This is a genomic window from Acinetobacter indicus CIP 110367 (assembly GCF_000488255.1).
Lineage (GTDB): Bacteria > Pseudomonadota > Gammaproteobacteria > Pseudomonadales > Moraxellaceae > Acinetobacter > Acinetobacter indicus.
In genome coordinates, this window is record NZ_KI530755.1 from 461666 (window position 1) to 487589 (window position 25924).

Below are 25924 nucleotides of genomic sequence, written 5' to 3' on the forward strand. Positions count from 1 at the left end.
TCTGAATCTCATCCATCTATTCAAACAAAAGGGAAGCCATTGGCTTCCCTTTTGTTGATTCAGCTTGTATGAGTGCAGGACAATTAAGCCGGAATAGATTCTGCAATGGCTTCACGTGCCCAGACCCGGTTGTGACGAATCGCTTCTTTAAAGCCTTCCGCCACATTCTGGAAACTGGCATCGCTAAATACGCCTTCATCTGGCGGTAGACGCAGATGTTCCAGCAGCTCGGCTTTATCCCCTAACAACACCACCGGTTTTAAATGTTTATAGGCTTCAATCACATAATGGCAGGCCACACCATCGCGCTTAAAGGCATCCAGATTGTTGCCATCCAGCACAATCACTGCATCATACAGCACTGAGGGTTCGGCCTGCTGCATCCCATCAGATGGAATCATGTCATCTTCAATGGTGGTGGTTGGGGCAGGGGTGGGCGTCAGAAAATCCAGCATCACATTTTCTTTTAAGGCCCATTGATGAATCGGCTCAATATTGTCGGTGGCGGCATGGGGATGTACCAGTACCGCGATTTTACGGCCTTCAATATTCGGCGGTAAAAATGCCGTCATGGATAACTTGGCTGAGGTTTTTTCCTCGGGTAGATCAGGCGGCAGCTGGCTTTCATCTAGTGCAATGCCGAGTTTATCGGCGACCATTTTGGCCAGATTGGCATCAATATTGGCCAGCATATTGTGCACCACACGCTCACGGATAGGTTTGCGCTGCACTTTACTCAGCTCAAAGACATAGGCATCGACCACGTGTTTCTGTTCAGGCAGGCTCAGGCTTTTGAAATACAGACGCACCTGCGAAAAGTGATCGCTAAAGGATGGACTGCGCTGACGGATTTTATGCCCGTCAATGCGTTCCTGATAGCTTTCAAAACCGCCACCTTTGGCTGCGGGTGGGGTTTCTCGTGGCCAGTCATTGTCAATCGAGTTGGGCTGATACGCCGCCTGACCGCGATGAACCCGGCTCTGATGGATGCCATCGCGCTGGTTATTGTGAAACGGACACACCGCCTGGTTAATCGGCAGCTGATGGAAGTTCGGACCCCCTAAACGGCTGAGCTGGGTATCGGTATAGGAGAAAATCCGCGCCTGCAGCAGTGGGTCATTGGTGAAGTCGATTCCCGGCACAATATGCGCCGGACAGAAGGCGACCTGTTCGGTTTCATCAAAGAAATTGTCAATATTGCGGTTGAGCACCATCCGGCCAATCGGAATGACCGGCACCAGTTCTTCCGGAATCAGCTTGGTCGGATCAAGCAGGTCGAAGTCAAAGCTCATTTCATCTTCCTGCTCCACAATCTGTACGCCCAGTTCCCATTCCGGATAGAAACCGTTCTCGATGGCCTGATACAAATCGCGGCGATGATAATCCGGGTCTTTCCCGGCAATTTTCTGTGCTTCATCCCAGACCAAGGCGGCCATACCCTGTTTCGGGGTCCAGTGGAATTTCACAAACACCGATTTGTTTTCGGCATTAATAAAGCGGTAGGTATGTACGCCAAAGCCCTGCATACTACGGAAGTTTTTTGGAATACCACGGTCGGAAATGGCCCAGATCACCGCATGTGAGCTTTCTGGCACCAGCGAAACAAAGTCCCAGAAGGTGTCATGTGCACTGGCACCGGTTGGAATTTCGGTATCCGGTTCCGGTTTTAAGGCATGCACAAAATCCGGGAATTTCATGCCATCTTGGATAAAGAACACCGGGGCATTGTTGCAGACCATGTCATAAATGCCTTCCTGGGTATAGAACTTGATGGCAAAGCCGCGAATATCGCGTACCGTATCTGCCGAGCCGCGCGGCCCTTGTACGGTCGAGAAGCGTACAAAGACTGGCGTTTTATGTTCTGGGGTAGTTAGAAAATGGGCTTTGGTATATTTTTCATTGCCCGGATAGGCTTCAAAATAACCATGCGCACCGGTGCCACGCGCATGCACAATACGCTCCGGAATCCGTTCATGGTCAAAGTGGGTCATTTTTTCATGAAAAATAAAATCTTCGAGCAGGGTGGCCCCGCGAATGCCAGCTCTGAGGCTGTTCTGGTTATCGGCAATTTTTACACCCTGATTGGTAGTGAGCGCCTGTTGTGTCGCATCACTGCGATACGGGTCTAATTGGACGGATTTATCATTACTGTTCTGTCGGTTTGCCGCATCTGCACCGGCCATTTCACTCGGTTGTTGATCTTTTTTCATTGTTGCTGTTCTCCGTAATTAACTTTTATGATTCATTGGGTCGAGCGCCTGCGCCAGCGCCGGAAAAAGGGCCTGGCTGTATTGCTGGGTACACCAGCGTCCGGCATCGCTGGCAGATTTATGCGGGGCCAAATAAGGCAATAGCTGCCGGATTTTGTCGTTAAAAGATGAGCCTTGGGCGTATTTGAGCTGAATCTCTTCCAGCTCCAGCTCGGCCATATAATTAAAATAATCGCTGGTTTTAAAATGGTCTGATGTACTTTGCAGCGCAGATGGGGCAGGATGCTGTGCTGCGGCATCTCCCAGAATCCAGTCATAAATAAACTGCTGTTCGGTACGGTTAAACAGCCCGAACATCTGGCTTTCCTGCTGATGAATCAGACGCCAGAATTTACTCTGCTGCGGGTCCTGACCTAAACGGATCCAGTCGGTTTCCAGCAGCTGCTGGATAAAACCATCCACGCCTTCGATGGTTTCCAGCCACTGGTTGATGCTGCGGTTGGTAAAAATACATTTATTGTCATGAATGAATTTGCCCATCAGGGCTTTGTGCTGGAAAATTTTCTGGATAATGTCGTGCAGATGCAGCCGCTGCAGGATTTTTTCTTCGTTCATGCCTTGCTGGCTTAAGGCATAGCCCAGCTGAATTAGGCGCAGATATTGAGCCTGCTGTTTTTCGTCCGGGGCCAGACTGGCAATGGCATGTAGCACGGGCGTATGCCGTGATGTTGAACGCTGCTGTGGCTGAAAACAGCGGGTGTGAATACCGAGTTCTTTTAGTTCATGCGCAATGATCAGCTGATGCAGCGAGCACAGATGTTTACCAATATGAAAGCCCAAGGTCAAAGGCATGAAATCGGCAGGGCAGTACGCCAGTGCCAGCTGAATTGCGGCCTGATGAAAATAGCCATCTTCCAGACCTAGTACAAAGTTATCCAGCTGTAGGGTTTCAAGCAGTGCATTGAACTGATACAGCTGATGCTGCTGCGTGTGACCATAGGCCAGAGCTTGCAGATACAGCTGAATCAGCTCGGTATAGCGCCGGTCATCCCAGTGCTGGCTAAAACTGTAGAGCCAGGCTGCCTGCGCACGCTGGGTCGGGGCAATCTTGATCAGAAACTCATAAGCATCGGACAAGCAGTGAAAATATTCGCGTGGCTGTCCCCAGGCACGGCGCTTTAAATAATATTCAAATTCGAGCTGGGCTTGCTGTTCATGCTGGATCATCCAGTGCTCCAGCTGATCCAGCTGGCGAGGGAAATCGGGTAGGGCCAACGGCAGGGTTTCAATTTCATGTTTTAAACTGAACAGGGCTTTTTGTTGTTTGGCGGCGGGAGCAATATCGGCATCTAAATAAAACGACACCAGATCAAAATAGGTTTCAGGCACATCATTGAGTATGTCTAATAATCTTTGTTTGACGACCGTTGGCATTATTCTGCTCCATGATTTAACCCTAGAAAACAGTAATCTAGTTGGCTGGAAACTTAAGCCTGAGTTGTGTGACTTCATGTAAAGTATGTATATGGGCAATTAACCTATAGGTATAAAAATCAGAGGGTTATATTTTTAGTTTTAAAAAATAAATGAAATGTTACTTTTCAGAAAAAAGCACTGAAAAAGAGCTATGTTTAAATCGGAAGGAATAATTATATTCAGGATGGGTATAAATGAATAAATGCTGCCAGTTACTTGCCAAAAAGAAATTAAAAGTCACCTTTATTGAAAGTGCTTCGGCAGGGTATCTGGCCTATCATTTTTCATTAAATAAAAATTCAGGCGATATTTTAAATGGCAGCTTGGTTTGTTATGACGCCAATTTAAAAGTCAGTATTTTAAAAATTTCAAAGAAATTCCTGGAAAAATACTCTCCTGAATCTGCCGAAGTGACAGAACAGCTGGTTTTAAAAGCCAAACAGATCATTGATTCTGATATTTTTGTTGGCTGTACCGGTTTATTAAAACGTGGTGGCTCTGAAACTAAGGAAAAACCGGTCGGAACATTTTTTTACTGTATTTCGTATCAGAATAAACTGCATCATTATCGCTGCGTATTTAATGGCACCAAAAAGAAAAAACTGGAACAGCTGTCGCGGGCAATTAGTCAGAGTATTATTGAAGTAGTCAAGCAAAAATAATAGGAATATATAAATCAAATAGACAACCCAAAATAGAAAATCTGCAGAGATAAAACCCTTAGATATAAAAAAGTTATAGGTCATAATGACCTATAACTCTGAACCGTATTAGAACCAGACTGAGGGTAATCTAGTTTCTATCCCAAGCATCTTTAATCGCATGCTTGGCCTGTTCCCATTTTAAGCGAGAATCTGCTTTAAACTCTTCCCAGCGCTGTTTGAGGTCGCCTTCAGAACTTTCAAAGTCGCGATCTGTGCCATATTCACTACGGGCGCGCGTACCGAGATCATAAGCAGAAGATAAGTCCCGATCATAATCGATATCTGGAATATCTCTTTTAAAATCATTGTAGTAAGGGCGGTCTGCATAGTTGTCACGCCAGTACCCATGTGGATCATTTGCATTGTTGACCATGATCATCTCCTTCGATTATTTATAATAAAAATAAGTGAAAAACAAAAAATGGTTTTACATATCTTCATCATCTAAGAGATTGTTTTGCTGCTGCGCATTCTGGTTATGGCGTTGTTGACCATATTGCTGCGGTTGTTGCTGTTGCTGCTGGCGGTTTTGTTGCTGGCGAGGCTGATCCTGTTGCTGTTGTTGGCGCAGCTGATCCTGTTGCTGATCATTTTGCTGGCGCTGTTGCTGGTTTTGTTGTTGCTGCTGGTTGCCCTGATGTTGAGGCTGTTGCTGCTGTTGATCTTGCTGGCGTTGCTGATTGCCTTGTTGCTGGTTATTTTGCTGTTGTTGAGGTTGCTGTTGCTGCAGACGGTCTTGTTGCTGCTGCTGATTGCCTTGCTGTTGAGGCTGCTGTTGCTGTTGGTTTGAACCATTGTTTTGATTTTGCATTTGAACACCTCTTTTATAGATATCGACGCTATCGCTAGCGCGCTGAAATCATCTGAGAAAAACAGATAGCTTCTTTTTAACATGAAACATCTCATGAAAAACCCTGGCTCTGTTACATCTTATTTAGTTGTAAGCGGTGATTTTAAGCCGGAATTTTTAATTGGCTGTCCTACATAGGATTTTTAAGAATGTAATCTTTTGTGTAATTACATTTTTCGTGATTTTATATATAACTTTACATTTCTTTATTCTCATAGATAGTTTGATAAAATGTGTTTTAAATATATTTTAAGCTTTCAGATTTTTATTTATTTTATTTAAATAAAAGGAAAATACTCAGATTTATTTTTGCTGGAAAATAGATGGATAATAAATAAATTGAAAGATCAAAAGGTTGAGGGAAAATTAAAAAACCATTACATTGATGCAGTAAGACAAGAAAAAGGATAACAAAGATGCTGGTGGTTGAGGAAATTTACCGCAGTAAAAAGAATGAAAATTCGGCGCATTTTAATCTAAAAATACAGCGTAGCCTAAGCTGGTTTAAAAAAGCCCTGAGTCTGGATCAGGAGCTGGATTTTAAATTTATGAGTTTATGGATTGCCTTTCAGGCCATTTACCGTGAAGATGCGGCCAGTCCACCCGCTGCGCAGTTACAGCAGTTTTTTCAGCTTCTGCACCAGCAGGATGAAACCCGAAAAATTGATTATGTGTTATGGGAAAAATACCAGCAGCAGATTCAGGCTCTGTTGGCACATCCCTATACCCATCCGGAATTCTGGGCCTATCAGCATTTACAGCTCACGCGTGATGAATGGCTGCAGCGCGCAGCTCAGGAACAAAGTGATCTGCAACAGACCTTGCAAAATAAACAGTCGGTGGCTTTGCTGATGGCGGTGTTTAAACGCTTTGACAGTCTGCGTCACCAGTTTGCCAGCGGCGGTGCCAACTATAACAGCCTGCTAAACCGTGACATTCTGGCTGGGGCAACCAGTATTTTTGCTGCCTTAATTCCATCCTTTATTCAGATTCTGCTGGAATATCCGGCCAGTATTGATTCGGCCCAGCCACATTATCCGATGGTGCAGGTGTCTTAAACCTGTCTGCACGATTTATACAGTTTTAAGCCAGTTGCTGGCGGCGCAGATGTTGCTGATCTAACCAGGCAAAACAGGCCGAGCAGAGCACCAGGGTTAAACCAACCAGACAGCTCATGCTCCAGCCGCCATGATGCCAGGCGTAAATGCCCAGTGCAGAACCGCAGGCGCCGCCAATAAAATAGCTGGTCATATAGACTGCATTCAGGCGTGATTTGGCATCGGGGCGTAAATGGAAAATCACGTTCTGGTTGCTGGTATGCACACTGGCCAGACCTAAGTTAATTAGGCCAAAACCAATAATATAGCTCCATAAATACTGCGCGCCGAAATACAGGAAACTCCAGCTGACCGCCAATAAAGAGAGGCCGGCCCAGGTGATCAGTTTGCCATGGCCACGGTCGGCAATTTTGCCAATTTTTTTGGTGGAGAGTGCGCCGAATACCCCAATTAAAGTGACTAAACCGACTGCGACATCGGGCAGACCAAAAGAGGAGCCAAGTAACACCGCAATGGTGGAAAACAGCACGCTCATGGCGGCAAAGGCACTGGCACCAATCAGGGCGCGATAGACCAGCCGTTTTTCCTGGCGGATCAGTTGCAGCATCGAATGCAGGATTTTGCCATAGGCCATACGCACCGTCGGAATATGCGGCAAGCGTTTTTTCAGAATAATCGCCAGTCCCATCATCAACACGCCACTGATGATATAAATCAGCTGCCAGCCATATAAATTGGACAACAGTCCGGCCAGACTGGTCGACAGTAAAATCCCGACCAGTAAACCACTCATCAGTAGTCCGACCACTTCGCCCATTTTCTCCGGCTTGACCGACATGGTGGCAAACGGAATCAGAATCTGTGCGGCCACTGAAAATAGCCCGGTCATGATGGTGCCAATCCAGAGCATTGGCAGATTCACTGAAAAGGCACATAGAAACAGGCCAAACGCGGCCAGAAACATCAGCAGCGGAATGAATTTGGTTTTATTGACAGTATCGCCAACTGGCACAATAAATAACAGCCCCAGTGCATAGGACACCTGGGCAAACGTCACCGTGAGTGCGACTTGGGATTCCGGCACCTGAAAATAAGTATGAATCGAGTTAATCAGCGGCTGGCAATAATAGTTGGCCCCTGCACATAGACCACAAGCCAGCGCCATAAGCCAGAGCAGGGTTTTATCCTGACTAATATCGGGAGAGGTATTCATACAAGGTCCAGTTCAGGTTAATTCATTCAATCGCATCTTCGGCAATACTGAGCATGACGGCCAAAGACCACCATTTGCAACATCCTTTTTGCATGTGCAAGACACATGCACAGCAGTCCGGAACAGGCTGAGCTGACTGATCATGGATCAGGCCATCAGCTTTTTCTTGGACAGGCTAATCATCATCACCCCAATGATATTGAGGGCGCAACCCAGCCATTGCCAGGCATTTAAATATTCATCTAAAAACAGGGTGGCCAGCACAATGGTCAGAATCGGGCCGATAGAGGCGATCATGGCCGAATGAGCGGCTCCCAGGCGTTCGATACTTTGCATTAATAAAATGGTTGGCAACACCGTGACCAGAATACCCAGTCCAATGCCATAGGCATAGACGCTGCCCGGTAACTGACTCAGCCGTTGCAGCGGCTCCGGTACGGCCAGCAGATAATGCAGCAGGGTGCCGAAACAGGCCACACTTAGCGCCAGGCCAGTAAAATTCCAGCTGCCAAATTTCTGGATCAGCCGTGGCGTCACCAGCAAATAGGCGGCAAAAGCCACCGCACTGGCAAATACCAGACTGGCACCAAGCCAGAAGGAATGGCCATCTGGCATGTTTTGCTGTTCTTGTAACATCACCAGTACCGTTCCACCATAACTGAGCAGCAAGGCCAGTATCGTTTTCAGGCTTAAGCGTTGCTTGTAGATCAGGCTGCTGGCTAGAACGGTTAAGGTGGGATACAGAAACAGGATAATCCGTTCCAGTGAGGCGCTAATAAACATGAGCCCCAGAAAGTCGAGCCAGCTGGCAAAATAATAGCCGAGCAGCCCGGCAGCCACGGGCAGTATCCATTCGCGCAGCTGAATCTGGGTATTGCGATGCCGGTTAAACCAGCAGATCAGCAGGAAAAACGGCAGTGCGCTGGCCATCCGCAGGGTCATTAAGGTGGTGGCATCCACCAGAGGTGAAAGTGCGTAGGCTTGCTTGATAAAAATAGCTTTGGTGCTAAATAAAAAGGCCGCGCATAGTGCAAACAGTGAACCTAACTGCGTTCTGGTCAAGGAAATGGACATATTCAGAGCAATTTAATCAATAAAGTAGGTGTCACCAGATTTTCATGCGTTGATTATAAGCTGTCTGCTCGAAGAAACGAATGTGTAAAGATAGGCTTTATTCTCATTTTATGAAAATTTTAAGATGGTTTATTTCAGGCAGAGATCTATTGATGTCTTGCGGGCAATTGTTGCACAAAAATAGTGCAAAATACGCAAATTTAAGCAGTTGCGCTGCTTTATTCATCATCAGGCAAAATGATCAATAAAAAAACTTTTAATTTTTTATCGCGCTTTCACAGCCAGATGTATGGGTTAAGTCCAGATCAGCGGGCAGGAAATCATTTAGCCAATCGGTGCATTTGCCGCAGGATTTACTTTTCTGCCCGAACATTGGGCAGTTTTGACCAATTTCTCCCGGATTCTTCTGTGATTAAGATGTCATTTTAGTCAATCATGAACTGGATGTTCATTTTTTGCGGCGAAAAAGCCGTTCATTATTGGTATTTATCAGCCTGTTGTAAGCCGGCACTACACGATAAGATTTGTCAAAACAATCAATTTTAAGGAAAGAAAAAACAAAACAGGACGCAATTCGCTGTAAAAAGTCAGGAGCTGTGCTGAAAATTTATACACCTTATTTCCAGAGCGGCGCCATGAAAAATAGAAAGCTAAACTGATCAATTATATCTGCCACCCTTCTTTTTATGAATCATCAGTTCAAAATATGGGTATTTATTAAATAAATATTGGGTGGTAATTTAAAAAAGTTCAATTAGAATCCAAAAATTCAACAAGGACATAACCTGAGGGGAAGCATCGTTTTGGCGATGTTTACTTAAGAAAAATTAGCTTGAGGAACGCTCATGCAGATCGGAATCCCAACCGAAACTGTCGTCGGTGAAAATCGTGTCGCTGCAACGCCAGAGACAGTAAAGAAGTTGATCAACGCGGGTCATAGCGTGGTTATTGAACGTGGTGCAGGCTTAAAAGCTGCCTATATCGATAGCGCCTATGAGCACGTGGGTGCCAAAATTACAGATGATGCCTATACCGGCAGTCAAATGATTTTGAAAGTTCGCGCGCCGAAAGGTGAAGAAATTCAAAAACTTGCTCCTAACTCTACCGTAGTGGCAATGTTTGACCCATACCGCAATACTGAACTTGACCAATTTGCTGCACAGCAGGTGTCTGCATTTGCTCTGGAATTATTGCCACGGACCCTGTCCCGTGCGCAAAACATGGATGTGCTGTCCTCACAAGCCAACCTAGCCGGTTATAAATCGGTATTGCTGGCTGCAGCTGAATACCAGCGTATGTTCCCGATGCTGATGACCGCAGCAGGGACAGTCAAACCTGCCCGTGTCGTGATCATGGGGGTGGGTGTTGCCGGTTTGCAAGCGATTGCGACCGCAAAACGTCTGGGTGCGGTGGTAGAAGCCACTGACCTGCGTCCAACTGCCAAAGATCAGGTTGAATCTCTGGGCGGAAAATGGCTAGACGTGCCGATGTCTGAAGAAGAACAGCAAAAAGCTGCTGATGCTGCTAAAAACGGCTATGGCTGGATGCCGGGCGAACAGTACATCAAAGATCAGGCCATTATTGTAGATAAAGCCGTTTCCAATGCTGACATCGTGATTACCACAGCGCTGTTACCAGGTCGTGATGCACCACGATTAATCAAGGCGGAAACTGTGGCCAAGATGAAACCGGGTTCAGTCATTCTGGATATGGCGGTAGAAACGGGCGGTAACGTTGAAGGCTCTCAATGCGGTGAAACCGTTGTCACTGAAAATGGCGTAAAAATTCTCGGTATTCCAAATATTCCGTCGACGGTCTCTACTGAAGCATCGGCGCTGTATGCACGTAATGTGCTGAATTTTGTGGAAACCCTTTTTGATAGTGAAAAGAATTTTGCCATCAGTCAGGACGATGAAATTCAAAAAGCCCTACTGGTTACGCACGGCGGCCAAGTGCTGTTGAAACGAGGTTAAGGAGAACAGTCATGGTTGAAACAATTACAATTTTTGTCCTGGCCATTTTCGTAGGTTACTACGTGGTTTGGGGGGTTACACCTGCATTGCATACGCCACTGATGGCGGTAACCAATGCGCTGTCTTCGATCATTATCGTGGGGGCGATGATTCAAACGGTCGGCTTGCCTGTGTTAGGTGTGGATGCCAATGTGCAGTTCCAGAGCATTAACGTGGTGAGTGTACTTGGTGCGATTGCAGTATTCCTGGCCAGTATTAATATTTTCGGTGGCTTCGCAGTGACTGCGCGTATGCTGGAAATGTTTAAACCAAAACAAAAGAAAAAAGAGGGCTAATTGATGGAATTTATTCGAGACTATGCGGATTGGTTCTACCTGATTGGGGCTGTCCTCTTTATTTTAACTTTACGAGGCCTGTCTGGGCCAAAAACGGCGATTGCTGGTAACCGTTACGGCATGATCGCCATGGCGATTGCCGTATTGACTACCTTCTTTGTGGCGGATCATCCGGTTATCTGGATGATTCTGGGGGCGATGATTCTGGGTGCCATTGTTGGGATTGCCCGTGCGCGTACCGTACCGATGACGCAAATGCCAGAAACCGTAGCACTGATGCACTCACTGGTCGGTCTGGCAGCGGTGTTAATTGCAATTGCAGCGATTATTCATAACAACAAGCTGGTTGAACTGGGTCCAGAGCTGTTGGCAGCCAATGGCGTCAGCTTCCATGAAATGAGCAAAGTGCATTTGTTTGAATTGTTCGTGGGCTGTTTTGTTGGTGCGATTACCTTTACTGCATCGGTATTTGCTTACGGTAAACTGGCAGCGAAAAAATGGGCCAAGACCATTTCGGGTGGCTGGGTTAAACCGGTTCAGGCACTGATTTTCATTGCCATGCTGGGCTTTGGGATTCACTTCTTCTTAAGCGGTAGCATGACCTCGTTCTGGGCCATGACCGCACTGGCTTTAGCCTTTGGCTGGGTCTGGATTGCCCCAGTCGGTGGTGGCGACATGCCGGTGGTGGTATCACTGCTCAACTCCTTCTCGGGCTGGGCGGCAGCAGGGATTGGTTTTACCTTGGAAAACAACATGCTGATTGTGGCGGGTTCACTGGTTGGTTCATCAGGTGCAATTCTGTCGTACATCATGTGTAAAGCCATGAACCGTTCAATCATCAACGTTTTGTTTGGTGGTGCGATGGGTGGGGCGGCAGCGCCTACTGCAGGTGCGGGTGAGCAGGTACAGCGTAACTACCGTTCAGGTTCTGCAGATGATGCTGGCTTCTTAATGTCCAATGCGGACAGCGTGGTGATTGTGCCGGGTTATGGTATGGCACAAGGCCGTGCGCAAAATGCGGTGAAAGAACTGGCCAACTTGCTGAAAGAGCAGGGTGTAACGGTGCGTTTTGCGATTCACCCGGTGGCGGGTCGTATGCCAGGTCACATGAACGTCTTGCTTGCTGAAGCCGACGTGCCGTATGAAGACATTCTGGAAATGGACGAGATTAACTCGGACTTCCCGGCAACGGATGTGGTATTGGTGATAGGTGCCAACGACGTAGTCAACCCGGCAGCCAAAGACGATCCAAACTCGCCAATTTACGGTATGCCAATTCTGGAAGCACATAAAGCACGTACCATTATGGTGATCAAGCGCTCAATGGCGACTGGTTATGCAGGTCTGGACAATGACCTGTTCTATAACGACAAGACTATGATGGTCTTCGGTGATGCCAAGAAAGTGGTTGAAGACATGACCAAAGCGATTAACGGTACGGGTCACTAAGACGTCCGATACCCGCGTTCAAAATCCCCCTCGATTGAGGGGGATTTTTTAATATCTGTGACTAAATAGAATCTTTTATTACATACGATTCAATCTTTGGGTTGGGGGGAGATCGAGAAGCACTGCCGAGAGGTTTAAGTTCAGCTATTGGGAAGTGGAAAAATCAGTCGGTGTCTGGATTCAGCTGTGACCAGCTCTTATTTTGACCCAATAAAAAAGCGACCTTCAGGTCGCTTTTTGGGAAATCTTAGTTTACAGATTCAGGTGCTGTACGCCATAAGCTTTCTAGGTCGTAGAACTTACGGGCAGTTGGAAGCATGACATGTACCACCACGATACCCAGATCAATCAAGATCCATTCAGCATCGCGTTCACCTTCCATACCAATCGGGCGGAAGCCTGCTTTACGTGCTTCTTCAGCAACGTTGTCAGCAAGAGATTTAACATGACGGGTTGAGGTGCCGCTAGCAATCACAATAGCATCTGCAACATTGCTGATGCTGCTAACATCAAGCTCAACAATTTCTTTGGCTTTTACATCTTCAAGGGCATCGCGCACAACTTGCAGGCAAGCGTGTACGTCATTGTTTGGGGAAGTCATTGCGAGATCGTGAGAATTAGAAGCGCCGGGCGATGGTTCTAAATTCATAAAGGGTATAATTTCCTGACAATTATTCATTGTCTAATATAGCGGCTTTGAGCCTAAATTTCAAATCTATGACAGTGCCGAATTATTGATATTCGGCAAAGTATTTGTTTTTCCACGCAAAGGAATTTGCTGAATCTTTGCTCGGTCGATATTCCGCCGCCACATAGCCTGCATAGTCACTGTGTTTGAGCCAGTCAAACACTTCCGCAAAGGCAATATCGCCGGTATCCGGTTCATGACGACCCGGGCAGTCGGCAAACTGGATATGGCCAATCTGTTGGATATTCTCGATCAGTCCTTCCAATACGTTTTCACCCATCATGGCCATGTGATAGCAGTCATACTGCATTTTTAGCGCCGGATGTTGCACCGCTTCAAGCATCTCTTGGGCCTGGGCAATGTTCTGTACTAAAAAGCGCGGCATGTCGGTGCCATTAATCATTTCCATCACCGGCAGGATCTGCTGGCTGCTAAGCATATGGCTGGCCATTTTCAGGTTCTCGGCCAGTGTCCTGAGGCAAGGCAGCAGATCGGCATCCTGAGGCTGTTTGCCGGCCAGAATATTGACACTTGGCACTTTGAGTGCAACCGCGTATTCAATAGCCTGCTCAACGTCATGACGAAACTCGATTTCCTTGCCCGGCACACCGGCCAGCCCGTTGCCGCCTTGCATTAAATCTCCGGCCGGAACATTAATCAGGCACAGCGTCAGTTCATGCAAGGTTAGCTGGCTTTGAATCTGCGCAATGCTCAGTTCATACGGAAACTGGATTTCAACATGCTGGAAGCCGTGTTGTCTGGCCAGTGCAAAGCGCTCAAGTAGCGGCACTTCAGTAAAAATCATAGAAAGATTTACGGCAAGTTTCGTCATAAACAATGTCCTGCATTCCCTGTGCAAAGGGTGAAATTAAGTGGTCTGTTCCACCTGTTGAATGACCGTGGATAAATCTGCTTCCGCAAAGCCTTTGGCCTGATGCGCTTGCAGTTGTTGCAAAGCCTGCTGTGCCACCGGAATATTCAGCTGATAATGCGCAGCCAGGGTCAGTGCATTGTTCAGGTCTTTGGACAGGGTCTGGACTTTCCACTGCACCGGTTCAAAGCTATGACTGGCCATGCGCGGGGTTAGAATCTGAAACGGTTTGGAGTCAGCAAATCCACCGGCTAGTGCGGGTGCCAGTAAAGTGGTGTCTACCCCAGCTTGAGCTGCAAGCGCGACAGCTTCGGCAATCAGGGTACTGTTGGCTGCGACAATCAGCTGGTTGCAGATTTTGGTGGCCTGTCCGGTGCCACTGGCCCCCATACGGGTCACGCGCTGTGAGAGCACATTATAAATCAGGGTCAGTTTTTCAATGGTGGCGGCATCACCGCCGGCAAAGATCACCAGGGTGCCTTGTTCTGCGCCCGCTGTGCCGCCCGACACTGGTGAATCAATCCACTTCACCTGCTGACGGGCTGCCTGTTCAGCCAGTGTCAGGGTTTTATCCACAGACAGGCTGGAGAAATCCACAATCACTTGCTTGGCCTGCAAATGCGGCTGAATCTGCTCAAAAACGGCTTGGACTGCATTGTCATCGGCCAGGCAGCTTAAAATTACCGGATATTGACCAATCTTTTCTAGGGCCAGTGCTTCAGCACCCATGTCCAGCAGTTCCTCACAGGCAGCAGCAGTGCGGTTCCAGACGGCGACCCGAAAACCAGCATGAATCAGACGTGCTGCCATGCGTGTGCCCATTAAGCCCATACCCAGAAAGGCGATGGGCGTATTGCGATCAAAACTCATGCTTCTCTTCCCGATCTTGATGCTCTGTGCTTAGTTAAATTGACGCGGTAAAAAACTGGTGTCAGGTTGCTTGTCTTTTTTACGCGCCAGTTGACTGTTTTTGCCAAGCAGTAATTTCAGCTGCCAGATTTTTTCCAGACGTAAGGATTTTTGTGGATTATGTTCCATGGCATCTAGCACCTGTTTGGCCGCAGCCAGCGCATCCGGAGAACGCTGCGCCAGTTCCTGCGCCAGAATCTGGGCATGATCCAGTGGTGTGTCACTTAAGTGGGTGACTAAGCCAATTTCTTTGGCATATTGCGCTTCAAAAATACGGGCGGTGAGGGTCAGTTCTTTGGCCAGGTCCAGGCCAATCAGGCCTTTTAAAGAGCGGCTCAGACCCATATCCGGTACCAGCCCCCAGCGGCTTTCCATAATTGACATCTGGGTTTTAGGATGGGCAATACGAATATCTGCTGCCAGTGCCAGTTGCATCCCGGCTCCAAAACAGTAACCTTCAATCGCAGCAATCACAGGGACGGGCAATTCCTGCCAGATCAGAAAGGCTTTTTGAAACAGGCTCTGGCCGGGTTTGAGTAATTCCCAGGCGGCAAAGGCACGATTTTGCGGATTGTTTAAATCGGCCAGATCAATACCGGCACTAAACACTTCGGCTTCACCAGTCAGAATGACGCAGCGCAAGCTACGGTCTTTTTTTAGCTGCCTGGCAGTTTTGACCAGCTGTTTTAATAATGCAAAGCTCATGGCATTGCGTTTTTCCGGGCGATTCAGTCGCACAATGGCAATGCCGTTATTTTTTTCTACCTGTACTATGGTCATGGTCTAAACTCTTATTTTTCCTCTGTTGAGCATAGCATGCAGATACGCATGATACATGACAGGGCAGTCACATCCATCTTTCAAGACCCTGACTTTAGTCGAGTCAGACTACTGCGTGTGCTTGTTTAGAATCTGCTCGGCGGCATGTTCAACCTGAGCAATCACGGCTTGTAATTCATCAAAGCGTCTTAGCACTTCCTGAATAAAGGCATCATCGGCTTTACGGCGTTCTTTACGTAAGGTCGAAACAAACTGCTCAAAAGAACCGGTGGCTTCCTGCAGGCTTGGGGTGCCGACATAACGGGTGGCGCCATACAGGCGATGCAGCACATGCTCCAGTTGCGGGAAATCTTCCAGTTCAATCAGCTGCTGCATTTCATGCAGTTCGGTGGCAAAGCTGTCGAGCAGCATACGCAGCAGATCCAGTGCCAGATCTTCCTTGTTGGCGGCCAGCATCAGGCTTTGCTGCCAGTCAAGAACCAGCGGATCAAGCGCTTCAATCACCACGGCTTTTTCCACTGCCGGCACCTTGTTAAAGTTTTCAGTGGTCCAGTGGGTCAGAATCTGGATGATCTGTTCAATCTGGATTGGCTTGGTGACGTAATCATCCATGCCGACCTTCAGCAGATTCTGTTTTTCATCGGCCAGCGCATGCGCGGTCAGGGCGATAATTGGCAGGCGTTTATGCTTGTCGAGGGTGGACTCCAGCGAGCGGATGGCGCGGGTGGTATCAATCCCGGACATCACCGGCATCTGAATATCCATAAACACCAGATCAAACGGTTTGGCATCCTGTTCAATCCGCTCTTGCAGGATATTCAGGGCTTCCTGACCGCTCAGCGCTTTGGTGGTGGTGACATTCAGTTCACCTAACAAGGCTTCTAAAACAATCAGGTTTGGCAAGTGGTCATCTACCGCCAGCACATGTAGCCCCTGTCCATCAAAGACTTCGGTGCCTGTATCTTCAAACGGATTTTCATTGTTCAGTAACTGAATCAGCGCGCCACGGCTTAAAGGCTGATACAGCGGGCGGGTGCGATATTCATTCAGCATGCTTAGATCAAGCGCCATCTGGTAGCCGTAAATGGCCAGATTGCCCTGATAGCGGCTGCGAATTTCTTTCAGTAAGGCTTCGGTGTCACCGCTATGATCGACAATTAACCAGGTGTCTTCTTCCGGTGTAGACAGGTGATTGAGTCGGCTGAATAAGTCCAGAATCGAAGTGGTTTCGGTATGCTGGACCTGATAATTTTCCAGATAGTGACGCAGCACATTGGCGGTTGCCGGATGCGCCAGATAGGACACCACATGCTTGTTGGCAAAGCGTGGGTGCACAATAATTTCATCCTCATCAATGCTGAATACGGCAGTAAACCAGAAGGTCGAGCCTTTTTCAGTCGGTGCGCGTTCCTGGTTGTCTTCAAAGCCAATCTGGCCCTGCATTAAATGTACCAGCTGCTTGGAAATGGCCAGCCCCAGACCGGTCCCGCCAAACTGACGGGTCACAGAAGCATCGCCTTGCGAGAAGGATTCAAACAGTTTTTTCCGGTCGGTGCCGCTTAAACCAATACCGCTGTCCTGCACGCTAAAGTGAATCATGCTCTGACCGATATCTTCATGTTCAATGCGCGCACGTACAATAATTTCACCATCCGGGGTGAATTTAATGGCATTGGAAATCAGGTTGGTCAGCACCTGCTTAAAGCGCAGGGCATCGCCAATCACATGCTTTGGCACGTTGTCAGCATAATAAAAGGCCATCGCAATCTGCTTCTGCGCGGCCAGCGGCGACAGCATGTCCATTACATCATAAATGGCTTCTTCCAGATCAAAAGGTGCGGTTTCCAGTTCCAGTTTGCCGGCATCAATTTTCGAGAAATCCAGTACATCGTTAATCAGCGCCAGCAGATGCGCCGAGGATTTGCGAATGGTTTGCAGATACAGGTTCTGCTCATTGCTGAGATTACCCTGGCGCAGTAATAAATGGATAAAGCCATCAATACTGTTCAGCGGAGTACGTAATTCATGGCTGATATTGGCCAGGAAGACCGATTTGGACTGGTTGGCTGAAATCGCCTGGTCACGTGCCTGACGGTAAGTAATGTTCTGGACTTCCAAGGTATCTAGGGTGCGGCGCAAGTCATCTTCGGTCTGTTCGGTATGTTCTTTTAGTTCCAGAAAGCTGAAATGCAGACGCTTGACCACATTGGCAATATCACGCTGCAATAAACGCAGCTCGCCGGTACTGTTAATTACCATGTGCTGATCTAGCGTGTCGGCATTCAGGCGTTGCAGTTGCATACGGATTTCGTACATTGGCGCAATCCAGCGGCGCGAATAGAAATTTAGACACAGCAACAGAAGCATCAGGGTCAGCAGGCCGGTGGTAATCAGCACGGTCATGACCCGATAACGGGCAATTTCCAGGGGTTGATTGTCTAGTTCGATTAGCAGCCAGGCATACTGGCTCTGGCTTTCATCAATACGTAAACCATAGACATGGCTGTCTTTATGCTGAATGGGGCCAAAGAAGGCGGCATCGCGCGGAAAACTGGGCCAGCCGGCCTGATCTTGATAGCCCATACTCAGGCGGCTACGGCCTTGGGAATCAATAATGGCAGTCCGAAGTAAATGCTTTTCATTGAGCAGGTTTTGCATATAGCTGCGCGCCTGCTCATATTGCCAGGGAAAGGTGTTGAGCTGCTGCAAGGCCACTTCAGACAGCATTTCATAGCGGGTTAAAATCGCAATCGCCATCTGCTTTTGCTGGGCGCGCGCTGCATTCGAGGTTTCGGTCAGAACCAGCCCTGCACCGACTGCCGCCAGCACCATAATGGGCACAAATATCAGGGCAATCAGTTGCCCATAAGCATGATTTAAATGTAGGCGCTTAAATAACTTTTTATTGATATTTGACATGGTTAAAGCAGTTTATTCGTTCTGCCGAGCAGTTTAGCACGCTTTATTTTAAAACTGACTGTGCTTTAAGCACTTTCACGAAAAAGCTGGTGAAAAGAGTGCAGGCGGGTGGTTTTTTTCATACAATATGCGCACCTAGAGAAAGGTGCAAATAATGAGTAATACCACCCCTGATTTCCAAGCCGATGAATTTCTATTAGATCATTATGTGGGCAAAACGCCATTGGTACGCTTGCAGCGTCTTGCAAGTCATACCCAAGCCACGGTGTTGGCCAAATTGGAAGGCAACAATCCGGCAGGTTCAGTCAAAGACCGCCCAGCGTATAACATGATTATGCAGGCGGAAAAGCGCGGTCAGATCAAACCGGGTGATACCTTGATTGAAGCCACCAGCGGAAATACGGGGATTGCACTGGCCATGGTGGCTGCCATGCGTGGTTATCAGATGAAGCTGATCATGCCGAACAACATGAGTCAGGAACGTAAAGATGCCATGCGTGCCTATGGCGCCGAACTGATTGAAGTGACCAAAGAACAGGGCATGGAAGGAGCGCGTGATCTGGCCCTGCAAATGCAGGCCGAAGGCAAAGGTCTGGTACTGAACCAGTTTGGTAATCCGGACAATGTCGAAGCGCATTACCTGACCACCGGACCGGAAATCTGGCAGCAAACTGGCGGTAAAATTACCCACTTTGTCAGCTCGATGGGGACCACCGGCACCATTATGGGGGTATCCAAATACCTGAAAGAAATGAATCCGGATATTCAGATTGTTGGGTTACAGCCTTCAGATGGTTCCAGCATTGCCGGTATTCGCCGCTGGCCGGAAGAATATTTACCGACCATTTTTGATCGTAGTCGTGTCGACCGGATTATTGATATTCCACAAATTGAAGCCGAGCGGACCATGCGTAAACTGGCGCAAAAAGAAGGTATCAGTGCCGGAACGTCATCGGGTGGTGCAGTATGGGCTTCACTGAAACTGGCAGAAGAAAACCCGGATGCGGTGATTGTCTGCATTATCTGCGACCGGGGTGACCGTTATTTATCAACCGGTTTATTTTCCGTTCAAGATCCTGAATAAACCGCCGTCAAGCTGTAGAGAAAATTATGCGTCTACCTGTGTTGGTATTTGATATTGAAACATGGACCGACCTGAAGTCGGGGGCGCATCTGTATGGTCTAGATTTGCCTGAGGCAGATCTGGAGCAGGCGCTGATGAAGCTGCGCCGTCAGGAATCGGGCATGGATTTTCAGCGTTTGCCGCTGCATGAAATTGTCTGTATTTCCGGTCTGTGGATTGATGAAACCGGCTTAATGACCCTGTTTTCTTTTAGCCGGGAACAGTATACCGAAGCCGAAATCCTGAAAAAATTTCTGTCGATTTTTGACAAGCGTCATCCGACCCTGGTGAGCTGGAACGGTTCGCAGTTTGATTTGCCGGTAATTTTATATCGTGCCATGTATCATGGCCTGTCTGCGCCAAGTCTGTTTGATCAGGGCGAAATTGACACGCAAAAGCGCTATAATAACTACCAGAACCGCTATCATCAGCGGCATATTGACTTGATGGATGTGATGGCCATGTTTAATGGCCGGAATTTCCAGAAACTGGATGATATGGCGCATCTGCTCGGTTTTCCGGGTAAACGCGGCGAAGCCGGTTATCATGTGCCGGAATATATCCGCGCCGGTGAATGGCTCAAACTCACCAGCTATTGTGAAGGTGATGTGCTGAATACCTGGCTGATCTATCTGCGCTGGCTCTTGCTGAAAGGGCAGTTGCAGCTAGATGATCATCGCCTGTGGGTTCAGACCACCATCCAGTATTTATCCAGCCTGCCACAGCATGGCGAGTTCCTTGCAGCCTGGCGCCAGAATGCACAAGCCACAGACTTTACTGCTGCAGATTTCCCATCTTCCACACTTTAGGTGCTCATGAAACATCGTCCATCCGCTCGTCCAGCTCAACCCCTGATCCATACCTTTCAGGTTGAGTCGCTGTCCCATGAAGGGCGCGGGATTGCACACTATGGTTCACAGCCTGAACATCCGCAGGATAAACACGGCAAGAAGGTGTTTATTCAGGGTGCCTTGCCGGGTGAAACAGTCAAAGCACGGATTCATCATGTCACCAAACGGCTAGAAGAAGCCGACTATATCGAACTGTTATCTGCACCAGCCGAGATGCGGGTCGAGCCACCGTGTCCGCATTTTGGTGTCTGTGGCGGCTGCAATATGCAGCATATCCAGCTAGATGAGCAGATTCGTTTAAAACAGGATGTACTCAAGTCGCATCTGCAGCATTTTGCCGGCATTCAGCCGGATGAATGGCTAATGCCGTTACGTTCAACCCGGGAGGATTATCGCCGCCGTGCCCGGATCGGGGTGCGTTATTTCCCGAATAAAGACAAACTGGTGGTCGGTTTCCGGGAACGCCAGAGCAACCGGCTAACTTCAATTGACCGCTGTCTGATTCTAGATCGTGAACTCGGTTCGATCACCCGTCTGAAACAACTACTCCAAAGTCTAAAAGGCAAAGCCGACATTGGTCATGTAGAATTGGCGATGGGTGACACGGAAATTGCCCTATTGGTCCGGCATACGGAAAAATTATCTGAGTCAGATGTCAACCAACTGCTCAAATTTGCGTTACAGAAACAATGGCAACTGTATCTGCAGCCTGCAGGACCAGACAGTGTGCAACGTGTGGATCAACCTGATCAGGCCATGCGTCTGCATTATGCACTGCCGGAATTTGAGCTGAAATTTGCTTTCCATCCGCTGGATTTTACCCAGGTAAATTCCACCGTGAATCCGCAAATGGTCAAGCTGGCATGTGATTTGCTTCAGTTGCAGGCCGGTGAGCGTGTGCTGGATCTGTTTTGTGGATTAGGCAATTTCTCTTTACCTTTGGCGCGCTGTGTCGGCGAAAGTGGTACGGTGGTTGGCGTAGAAGGTTCAGATGAAATGGTGCATCGTGGTGCGGAAAATGCCCAGCTGAACGGGTTAACTCAGGTGAAATTTTTTTCACAAGATTTAACAAAAGATTTTTCGCATCATTCTTGGGCAAATCAAGGATTTGATGCATTATTGATTGACCCTCCGCGCTCCGGTGCTGAGGAAGTCATGCATTATGTGCCCAAATTGGGTGCGGCAAGAATCGTTTATGTGTCATGTAATCCGGCTACACTTGCAAGGGATGCGGGGATGCTGGTGCAACAGGGCTATCGTTTAAGCAAAGCCGGGGTGATGGATATGTTTAGCCATACCGGTCATGTAGAATCGATTGCCTTATTTGAGCAAGAAAAATCAATAAACGATTTATAGAAAATGAAGTATATAGAGGTAGGAGTAGGGTATGGTCACAGTACGTGAACAACTTCCTGGACGATTAAACGAATTGTCTGAGGAAACGACTGTAGAACATGCCGAGCAAGCACGACAGGATCTGGCAGAATGGCTGGACCGGGTTCGTGATATCTTAGATGGGGCAGCATTAGCAAAACTCGAAGAAGTTGCCACCTATACGTTACAAAAAGAGCTGGAAACGACAGTCAAGCACCGGTCCAATACCTTGTATACCGGAATTGAAATGGCTGATATTCTGGCGCATTTGCATGTCGATGAAGATACTTTGTCGGCTGCCATGCTGTACCGCAGTGTGCGTGAAGGGGTGATGACCCTGGAAGAGGTGCATGAGCATTTCGGTGACAGCGTACATACCCTGGTCAAAGGCACCCTGTCGATGGGTAAGCTGTCTGAGCTGATTGAAAAGAATAAACGGCTGGAAGATCACTTCAATAACAATCAGCGCGAGCATCTGACCGGCATTTATAAAATGCTGATTTCAGTCACTGAAGATGTGCGTGTGGTACTGATCAAGCTGGCCGAGCGTACTTATGCCTTACGTGAACTGACCACTGCATCTAAAGAGCGTCAGGAACGGGTCGCGCGTGAAATTCTGACCATTTACTCGCCACTGGCGCACCGTCTGGGCATCGCCCAGTTAAAATGGGAGCTGGAAGATCTGGCTTTCCGTTATCTGGCGCCGGACCGTTATAAAGAAATTGCGTCTTTACTGAATGAAAAGCGGCTAGAACGTGAGCAATACATCCAGTTTGTAATTGATAAGCTCAAGAGCGAGCTGGCCGCGCATGGCATTGAGTCGGAAATTACCGGCCGGGTCAAACACATTTATTCGATTTATCGAAAAATGAAGAGCAAAGACCTGAGCTTCGACCAGCTTTATGACATTCGTGCAGTGCGGGTACTGGTCAAAACCATTCCGGAATGTTATCACTCGCTCGGTATCGTACATCAGCTGTGGCGGCATATTCCGCATCAGTTTGATGACTACATTACCAATCCGAAAGCCAACGGTTATCGCTCGCTACATACTGCCGTGATTGCTGAAAACAAGTCGCTGGAAGTGCAAATCCGTACCATGGAAATGCATGAAGAAGCAGAGCTTGGCGTGTGTTCACACTTTAACTATAAAGAAGGCAGCAAAACCACCGATCATTCCTTCAATCATCGTTTGCATTCTTTGCGCGCGGTGCTGGAACATTATCAGGAACGTAACGACGCCAGTGCGCATAAGTCCGATGATGAAACTGAAAACTTCGAGCAGCTGCAAGAGTTTGAAGATTTTGAAAAGATTTATGTGTTTAGCCGCGATGGAGATATTAAAGAATTACCGCGTGGCTCGACCGTGCTAGACTTTGCCTACCATGTGCATACCGAAGTCGGTAACAAGTGTTATGCCGCGCGGGTCAATCAGCGTTATGTACCGCTGACCTATACCTTAAAAACCGGTGAACAGGTCGAAATTCTGACCAAGAAAGACCGTGAACCGAACCGCGACTGGCTGGTGAACTCACTTGGTTATATCAAGACTGCGCGGGCGCGTGACAAGTTACGCCATTGGTTCAGACAGCAGGACCGCAGCAAGAATCTGGAAATCGGTCGTGATATTCTGAATAAGGAATTGTCGCGTCTGGCAATTCACCCGAAAAGTATTGACCTGAATGATTACTGCAATCACTTTAATGTCAAACTCGGTGAAGATATCCTGATTGGTCTGGTCAATGGTGAAATCAGCCTGCATGCGCTGATTAACCAAGTCAACCGGCATATGCATCTGGATCAGGATGAACCGGAACTGGTATTAAAACCAACCCTAAATCCGCGTGCCAGCCATACCTTGTCAGCGCATGGCATTCTGATTGATGGCCTGGATAACGTCGAGCTGCATATTGCCCAGTGCTGTCAGCCGGTGCATGGTGAATCCATTGCAGGCTATATCACCCTGAACCGCGGTGTCAGCATCCATAAGGTGGCTTGTCCGGATTATGTCCGCATGATCAGCCAGGAGACAGAGCGTGCGGTGGAAGCGGACTGGGAAATGCAGCCAACCCGTGGTCAAAGCGTACAGATTGTGGTAGAAGCCTATGATCGCCGTGGTCTGCTGAAAGATCTGACTCAGGTGATTTTCTCCGATCAGATTAATATTCGTCAGGTGAATACCATTTCCGAAAATGATGGTATTGCCAATATGAAGCTGTTAATTGAAGTCAAAGGTCTGGCGCAACTGTCACGTCTGCTGGCACGTTTGGAGCAGCAGCCGGGGATTATCAGCGCCCGTCGTCTGGTACAGGGCAATTAAGCTTTCTTTCTTATCTTTGAAAAAAACCAGTGATCTTGATCGCTGGTTTTTGTTTATGCAGGGAATGCGTGCACACATGAGCGCACAGATTATTCTAGAATTGGCCCGTCTGGCACAGATTGCACCGCAGCAGCCGGCGCTGGAGCGTAAAGAGAACATCCAGCAGCAGAAGCAGGCCATTTATGCTTTTCGTAACCAGCGCCTATCGGCCTATTTAAACGTGCCAATCTGCTCGGATGATTTTGCCCGTACTGCGTATGGTAAGCCGTTTTTGCTTGCGTATCCGCAGCTGGCCCTGAATCATAGTCACAGCCGTCAGCATTATGCACTGGCCTATAGCGAGCAGCTGCAAGATGTTGGGGTGGATGTTGAAGATCTGGATCGCAAAGTGCGCTTTGAAAGTCTGGCCAGGCACATGTTTCATCCGGCTGAATGGGAATTGTGGCAGGCTTATGACCAGGAGACAGATTACTGGTTTAAGGTTTGGACCACCAAGGAAGCCGTCCTGAAAGCGTCAGGGCTGGGTATTCGCATGAGCCTGAATCAGCTGAATAGCGGGGTTCATCCGCATCAGCAGGGTGGGTTTTGTCATCATGAGAGCCTGGGTACGTTTGCCTATCAGCATCTACAGATTGGTGGCTGTATCCTGACCGTGGCCTGGCGTTCTGAACGTTCCTGCAAGGGATTTCAGTTTCCTAAGCTGCAACTGATTCGCCATTAAAAAAAGCCCATCCCGAGATGAGCTTTTATGGATACAGAAAGGAAAATAATTAAGGAATTTCTTCCTCTTCAAATTCCGGTTTTACCTGCATAATGAAGTCTTGACGGTTCAGACCGCGCCAAAGTGCAAAGGCGGTACCAATATAAATCGAAGAATAAGTTCCGACAAAGACACCGACAAACATGGCAATCGAGAACCATTTCAGGCCATCACCGCCCATTAACATCATCGCCACCACCACCAGTAACAGCGTCATCGAGGTGTGGATGGTACGACGTAAGGTTTCGGTTAAGGCAATGTTGACCACTTCCAGCGGCGAAGCCCCCCGAATTTTACGGAAGTTTTCACGAATACGGTCCGAGACCACAATGTTATCGTTGAGCGAGAAGCCGATAATTGCCAGCAGGGCTGCCAATACGGTCAGGTCAAACGGCCATTGCATCATCGCAAAAATACCCACCGTCACGATAATATCGTGGAACAGGGACAGCACCGCACCCATCGCCATTTTAAACTCGAAGCGGATGGTGACATAAATCAGCATCAGGATTAGTGCCAGTGCCACGGCACCTGCAGAACGTACATACAGCTCGTTACCGACCTGACCGCCGACCACATCAACCTTGGTCACATCGGCGCTGTTGCCCGGCAATTGTGCCGCTGCGGTAATGGTCTGGGTCAGGTCTTCGACTTCAATCTCGTCCTGCACCGGCATACGCACCATCAGGTCACGTTCAGAACCCAGGGTTTGTACCACCGGATCACGGAAACCGGCCTGCGTCAGGGCAGAAGAGACATCGCTGGCTTTCACCGGATTGCTGTAGTTCAGCTCTGCGGCAATACCGCCGGTAAAGTCCAGACCCAGATTTAAGCCTTTGGTGGCAATAAAGAAGATGCTGGCCACGGTTAAAATGATCGAAAGCAATGCCGCCGGCAACGCAATCTTCATAAACGGAATGACGCGCTCATCATCTGGACGGCCGTATTTTTTCGGATTCAGTTGAGTATTCTCAGTCATCATCGATC

Annotated in this window: 22 protein-coding genes; 10 read left to right on the top strand and 12 right to left on the bottom strand. The window is 48.1% G+C overall.

Going from position 1 to position 25924, the window contains the following annotated elements; translation table 11 throughout:
* Nucleotides 1-83: 83 nt before the first annotated feature.
* Nucleotides 84-2210: a catalase HPII gene (katE, locus tag P253_RS10840; RefSeq protein WP_016658604.1), complete on the bottom strand. Its 2127-nt coding sequence runs from the start codon at nt 2208-2210 to the stop codon at nt 84-86.
* Between the two features lie 18 nt (nt 2211-2228).
* Complete coding sequence (locus P253_RS10845) at nt 2229-3644, bottom strand: hypothetical protein (protein WP_016658605.1); 1416 nt, start codon at nt 3642-3644, stop codon at nt 2229-2231.
* Between the two features lie 236 nt (nt 3645-3880).
* On the opposite strand from P253_RS10845, the gene P253_RS10850 reads away from it, so the two are divergent.
* Entirely contained in the window at nt 3881-4348 is a 468-nt protein-coding gene (locus tag P253_RS10850; RefSeq protein WP_016658606.1) for a CinA family protein, read from the top strand.
* A gap of 130 nt (nt 4349-4478) precedes the next feature.
* Here the strand turns inward: P253_RS10850 and P253_RS10855 are convergent, their stop codons facing one another.
* The gene (locus tag P253_RS10855) at nt 4479-4763 is read right to left on the bottom strand and encodes a hypothetical protein (protein WP_016658607.1); all 285 of its coding nucleotides are present in this window, start codon (nt 4761-4763) and stop codon (nt 4479-4481) included.
* Nucleotides 4764-4817: 54 nt separating this feature from the next.
* A complete protein-coding gene (locus tag P253_RS10860) occupies nt 4818-5201 on the bottom strand; it encodes a hypothetical protein (RefSeq protein ID WP_016658608.1) in 384 nt (127 codons plus the stop codon).
* Between the two features lie 455 nt (nt 5202-5656).
* Here P253_RS10860 and P253_RS10865 point away from each other — a divergent pair, with 455 nt between their 5' ends.
* Nucleotides 5657-6298 carry a hypothetical protein gene (locus P253_RS10865; RefSeq protein ID WP_016658609.1) on the top strand — a complete coding sequence of 214 codons (642 nt, stop codon included), beginning with the start codon at nt 5657-5659 and terminating at the stop codon, nt 6296-6298.
* Nucleotides 6299-6323: 25 nt separating this feature from the next.
* Here P253_RS10865 and P253_RS10870 read toward each other — a convergent pair whose 3' ends face one another.
* Together P253_RS10870 and P253_RS10875 are read right to left on the bottom strand one after the other, a co-directional pair.
* Nucleotides 6324-7511, bottom strand: coding sequence for an MFS transporter (locus P253_RS10870; protein WP_016658610.1), 1188 nt, complete (start codon nt 7509-7511; stop codon nt 6324-6326).
* Nucleotides 7512-7658: 147 nt separating this feature from the next.
* The gene (locus P253_RS10875; protein ID WP_016658611.1) at nt 7659-8585 is read right to left on the bottom strand and encodes a DMT family transporter; all 927 of its coding nucleotides are present in this window, start codon (nt 8583-8585) and stop codon (nt 7659-7661) included.
* An 845-nt stretch (nt 8586-9430) separates the two neighbouring features.
* Here P253_RS10875 and P253_RS10880 point away from each other — a divergent pair.
* The 3 genes from P253_RS10880 to P253_RS10890 are packed head-to-tail and all read left to right on the top strand — an operon-like array spanning nt 9431 to nt 12342.
* Nucleotides 9431-10558, top strand: coding sequence for a Re/Si-specific NAD(P)(+) transhydrogenase subunit alpha (locus P253_RS10880; protein WP_016658612.1), 1128 nt, complete (start codon nt 9431-9433; stop codon nt 10556-10558).
* 11 nt (nt 10559-10569) lie between these two features.
* Entirely contained in the window at nt 10570-10893 is a 324-nt protein-coding gene (locus tag P253_RS10885) for a proton-translocating transhydrogenase family protein (protein ID WP_005180100.1), read from the top strand.
* A gap of 3 nt (nt 10894-10896) precedes the next feature.
* The gene (locus P253_RS10890; protein WP_016658613.1) at nt 10897-12342 is read left to right on the top strand and encodes an NAD(P)(+) transhydrogenase (Re/Si-specific) subunit beta; all 1446 of its coding nucleotides are present in this window, start codon (nt 10897-10899) and stop codon (nt 12340-12342) included.
* 247 nt (nt 12343-12589) lie between these two features.
* Here the strand turns inward: P253_RS10890 and rsfS are convergent, their stop codons facing one another.
* The 5 genes from rsfS to P253_RS10915 all read right to left on the bottom strand — a co-directional run bounded on the left by rsfS (nt 12590) and on the right by P253_RS10915 (nt 18509).
* On the bottom strand, nt 12590-12991 hold the full coding sequence (rsfS, locus tag P253_RS10895; protein ID WP_005180097.1) for a ribosome silencing factor: 402 nt from the start codon (nt 12989-12991) through the stop codon (nt 12590-12592).
* Nucleotides 12992-13073: 82 nt separating this feature from the next.
* The gene (locus P253_RS10900) at nt 13074-13862 is read right to left on the bottom strand and encodes a hydroxypyruvate isomerase family protein (RefSeq protein ID WP_016658614.1); all 789 of its coding nucleotides are present in this window, start codon (nt 13860-13862) and stop codon (nt 13074-13076) included.
* A gap of 36 nt (nt 13863-13898) precedes the next feature.
* On the bottom strand, nt 13899-14771 hold the full coding sequence (locus P253_RS10905) for an NAD(P)-dependent oxidoreductase (RefSeq protein WP_005180090.1): 873 nt from the start codon (nt 14769-14771) through the stop codon (nt 13899-13901).
* 30 nt (nt 14772-14801) lie between these two features.
* Nucleotides 14802-15590, bottom strand: coding sequence for a crotonase/enoyl-CoA hydratase family protein (locus P253_RS10910; protein WP_016658615.1), 789 nt, complete (start codon nt 15588-15590; stop codon nt 14802-14804).
* Between the two features lie 108 nt (nt 15591-15698).
* Nucleotides 15699-18509 carry a GacS-like sensor histidine kinase gene (locus tag P253_RS10915; protein ID WP_005180081.1) on the bottom strand — a complete coding sequence of 937 codons (2811 nt, stop codon included), beginning with the start codon at nt 18507-18509 and terminating at the stop codon, nt 15699-15701.
* A 154-nt stretch (nt 18510-18663) separates the two neighbouring features.
* Here P253_RS10915 and cysM point away from each other — a divergent pair, with 154 nt between their 5' ends.
* From cysM to P253_RS10940, 5 genes are all read left to right on the top strand, one after another.
* On the top strand, nt 18664-19593 hold the full coding sequence (gene cysM / locus P253_RS10920) for a cysteine synthase CysM (RefSeq protein WP_005180080.1): 930 nt from the start codon (nt 18664-18666) through the stop codon (nt 19591-19593).
* Nucleotides 19594-19619: 26 nt separating this feature from the next.
* Nucleotides 19620-20441: a 3'-5' exonuclease gene (locus P253_RS10925; RefSeq protein WP_016658616.1), complete on the top strand. Its 822-nt coding sequence runs from the start codon at nt 19620-19622 to the stop codon at nt 20439-20441.
* Nucleotides 20442-20447: 6 nt separating this feature from the next.
* Nucleotides 20448-21839, top strand: coding sequence for a 23S rRNA (uracil(1939)-C(5))-methyltransferase RlmD (gene rlmD / locus P253_RS10930; protein WP_016658617.1), 1392 nt, complete (start codon nt 20448-20450; stop codon nt 21837-21839).
* Nucleotides 21840-21870: 31 nt separating this feature from the next.
* Nucleotides 21871-24177, top strand: coding sequence for a RelA/SpoT family protein (locus tag P253_RS10935; protein ID WP_016658618.1), 2307 nt, complete (start codon nt 21871-21873; stop codon nt 24175-24177).
* A 76-nt stretch (nt 24178-24253) separates the two neighbouring features.
* The gene (locus tag P253_RS10940; protein WP_035363465.1) at nt 24254-24898 is read left to right on the top strand and encodes a 4'-phosphopantetheinyl transferase family protein; all 645 of its coding nucleotides are present in this window, start codon (nt 24254-24256) and stop codon (nt 24896-24898) included.
* A 49-nt stretch (nt 24899-24947) separates the two neighbouring features.
* Here the strand turns inward: P253_RS10940 and secF are convergent, their stop codons facing one another.
* The gene (gene secF, locus P253_RS10945) at nt 24948-25919 is read right to left on the bottom strand and encodes a protein translocase subunit SecF (protein ID WP_171066693.1); all 972 of its coding nucleotides are present in this window, start codon (nt 25917-25919) and stop codon (nt 24948-24950) included.
* Nucleotides 25920-25924: the final 5 nt, after the last annotated feature.

Excerpts from the sequence above, each read along its gene's own strand:
- katE (WP_016658604.1), bottom strand. The coding sequence starts at position 2,210 with ATGAAAAAAGATCAACAACCGAGTGAAATGGCCGGTGCAGATGCGGCA.
- P253_RS10845 (WP_016658605.1), bottom strand. The coding sequence starts at position 3,644 with ATGCCAACGGTCGTCAAACAAAGATTATTAGACATACTCAATGATGTG.
- P253_RS10850 (WP_016658606.1), top strand. The coding sequence starts at position 3,881 with ATGAATAAATGCTGCCAGTTACTTGCCAAAAAGAAATTAAAAGTCACC.
- P253_RS10855 (WP_016658607.1), bottom strand. The coding sequence starts at position 4,763 with ATGGTCAACAATGCAAATGATCCACATGGGTACTGGCGTGACAACTAT.
- P253_RS10860 (WP_016658608.1), bottom strand. The coding sequence starts at position 5,201 with ATGCAAAATCAAAACAATGGTTCAAACCAACAGCAACAGCAGCCTCAA.
- P253_RS10865 (WP_016658609.1), top strand. The coding sequence starts at position 5,657 with ATGCTGGTGGTTGAGGAAATTTACCGCAGTAAAAAGAATGAAAATTCG.
- P253_RS10870 (WP_016658610.1), bottom strand. The coding sequence starts at position 7,511 with ATGAATACCTCTCCCGATATTAGTCAGGATAAAACCCTGCTCTGGCTT.
- P253_RS10875 (WP_016658611.1), bottom strand. The coding sequence starts at position 8,585 with ATGTCCATTTCCTTGACCAGAACGCAGTTAGGTTCACTGTTTGCACTA.
- P253_RS10880 (WP_016658612.1), top strand. The coding sequence starts at position 9,431 with ATGCAGATCGGAATCCCAACCGAAACTGTCGTCGGTGAAAATCGTGTC.
- P253_RS10885 (WP_005180100.1), top strand. The coding sequence starts at position 10,570 with ATGGTTGAAACAATTACAATTTTTGTCCTGGCCATTTTCGTAGGTTAC.
- P253_RS10890 (WP_016658613.1), top strand. The coding sequence starts at position 10,897 with ATGGAATTTATTCGAGACTATGCGGATTGGTTCTACCTGATTGGGGCT.
- rsfS (WP_005180097.1), bottom strand. The coding sequence starts at position 12,991 with ATGAATTTAGAACCATCGCCCGGCGCTTCTAATTCTCACGATCTCGCA.
- P253_RS10900 (WP_016658614.1), bottom strand. The coding sequence starts at position 13,862 with ATGACGAAACTTGCCGTAAATCTTTCTATGATTTTTACTGAAGTGCCG.
- P253_RS10905 (WP_005180090.1), bottom strand. The coding sequence starts at position 14,771 with ATGAGTTTTGATCGCAATACGCCCATCGCCTTTCTGGGTATGGGCTTA.
- P253_RS10910 (WP_016658615.1), bottom strand. The coding sequence starts at position 15,590 with ATGACCATAGTACAGGTAGAAAAAAATAACGGCATTGCCATTGTGCGA.
- P253_RS10915 (WP_005180081.1), bottom strand. The coding sequence starts at position 18,509 with ATGTCAAATATCAATAAAAAGTTATTTAAGCGCCTACATTTAAATCAT.
- cysM (WP_005180080.1), top strand. The coding sequence starts at position 18,664 with ATGAGTAATACCACCCCTGATTTCCAAGCCGATGAATTTCTATTAGAT.
- P253_RS10925 (WP_016658616.1), top strand. The coding sequence starts at position 19,620 with ATGCGTCTACCTGTGTTGGTATTTGATATTGAAACATGGACCGACCTG.
- rlmD (WP_016658617.1), top strand. The coding sequence starts at position 20,448 with ATGAAACATCGTCCATCCGCTCGTCCAGCTCAACCCCTGATCCATACC.
- P253_RS10935 (WP_016658618.1), top strand. The coding sequence starts at position 21,871 with ATGGTCACAGTACGTGAACAACTTCCTGGACGATTAAACGAATTGTCT.
- P253_RS10940 (WP_035363465.1), top strand. The coding sequence starts at position 24,254 with ATGAGCGCACAGATTATTCTAGAATTGGCCCGTCTGGCACAGATTGCA.
- secF (WP_171066693.1), bottom strand. The coding sequence starts at position 25,919 with ATGATGACTGAGAATACTCAACTGAATCCGAAAAAATACGGCCGTCCA.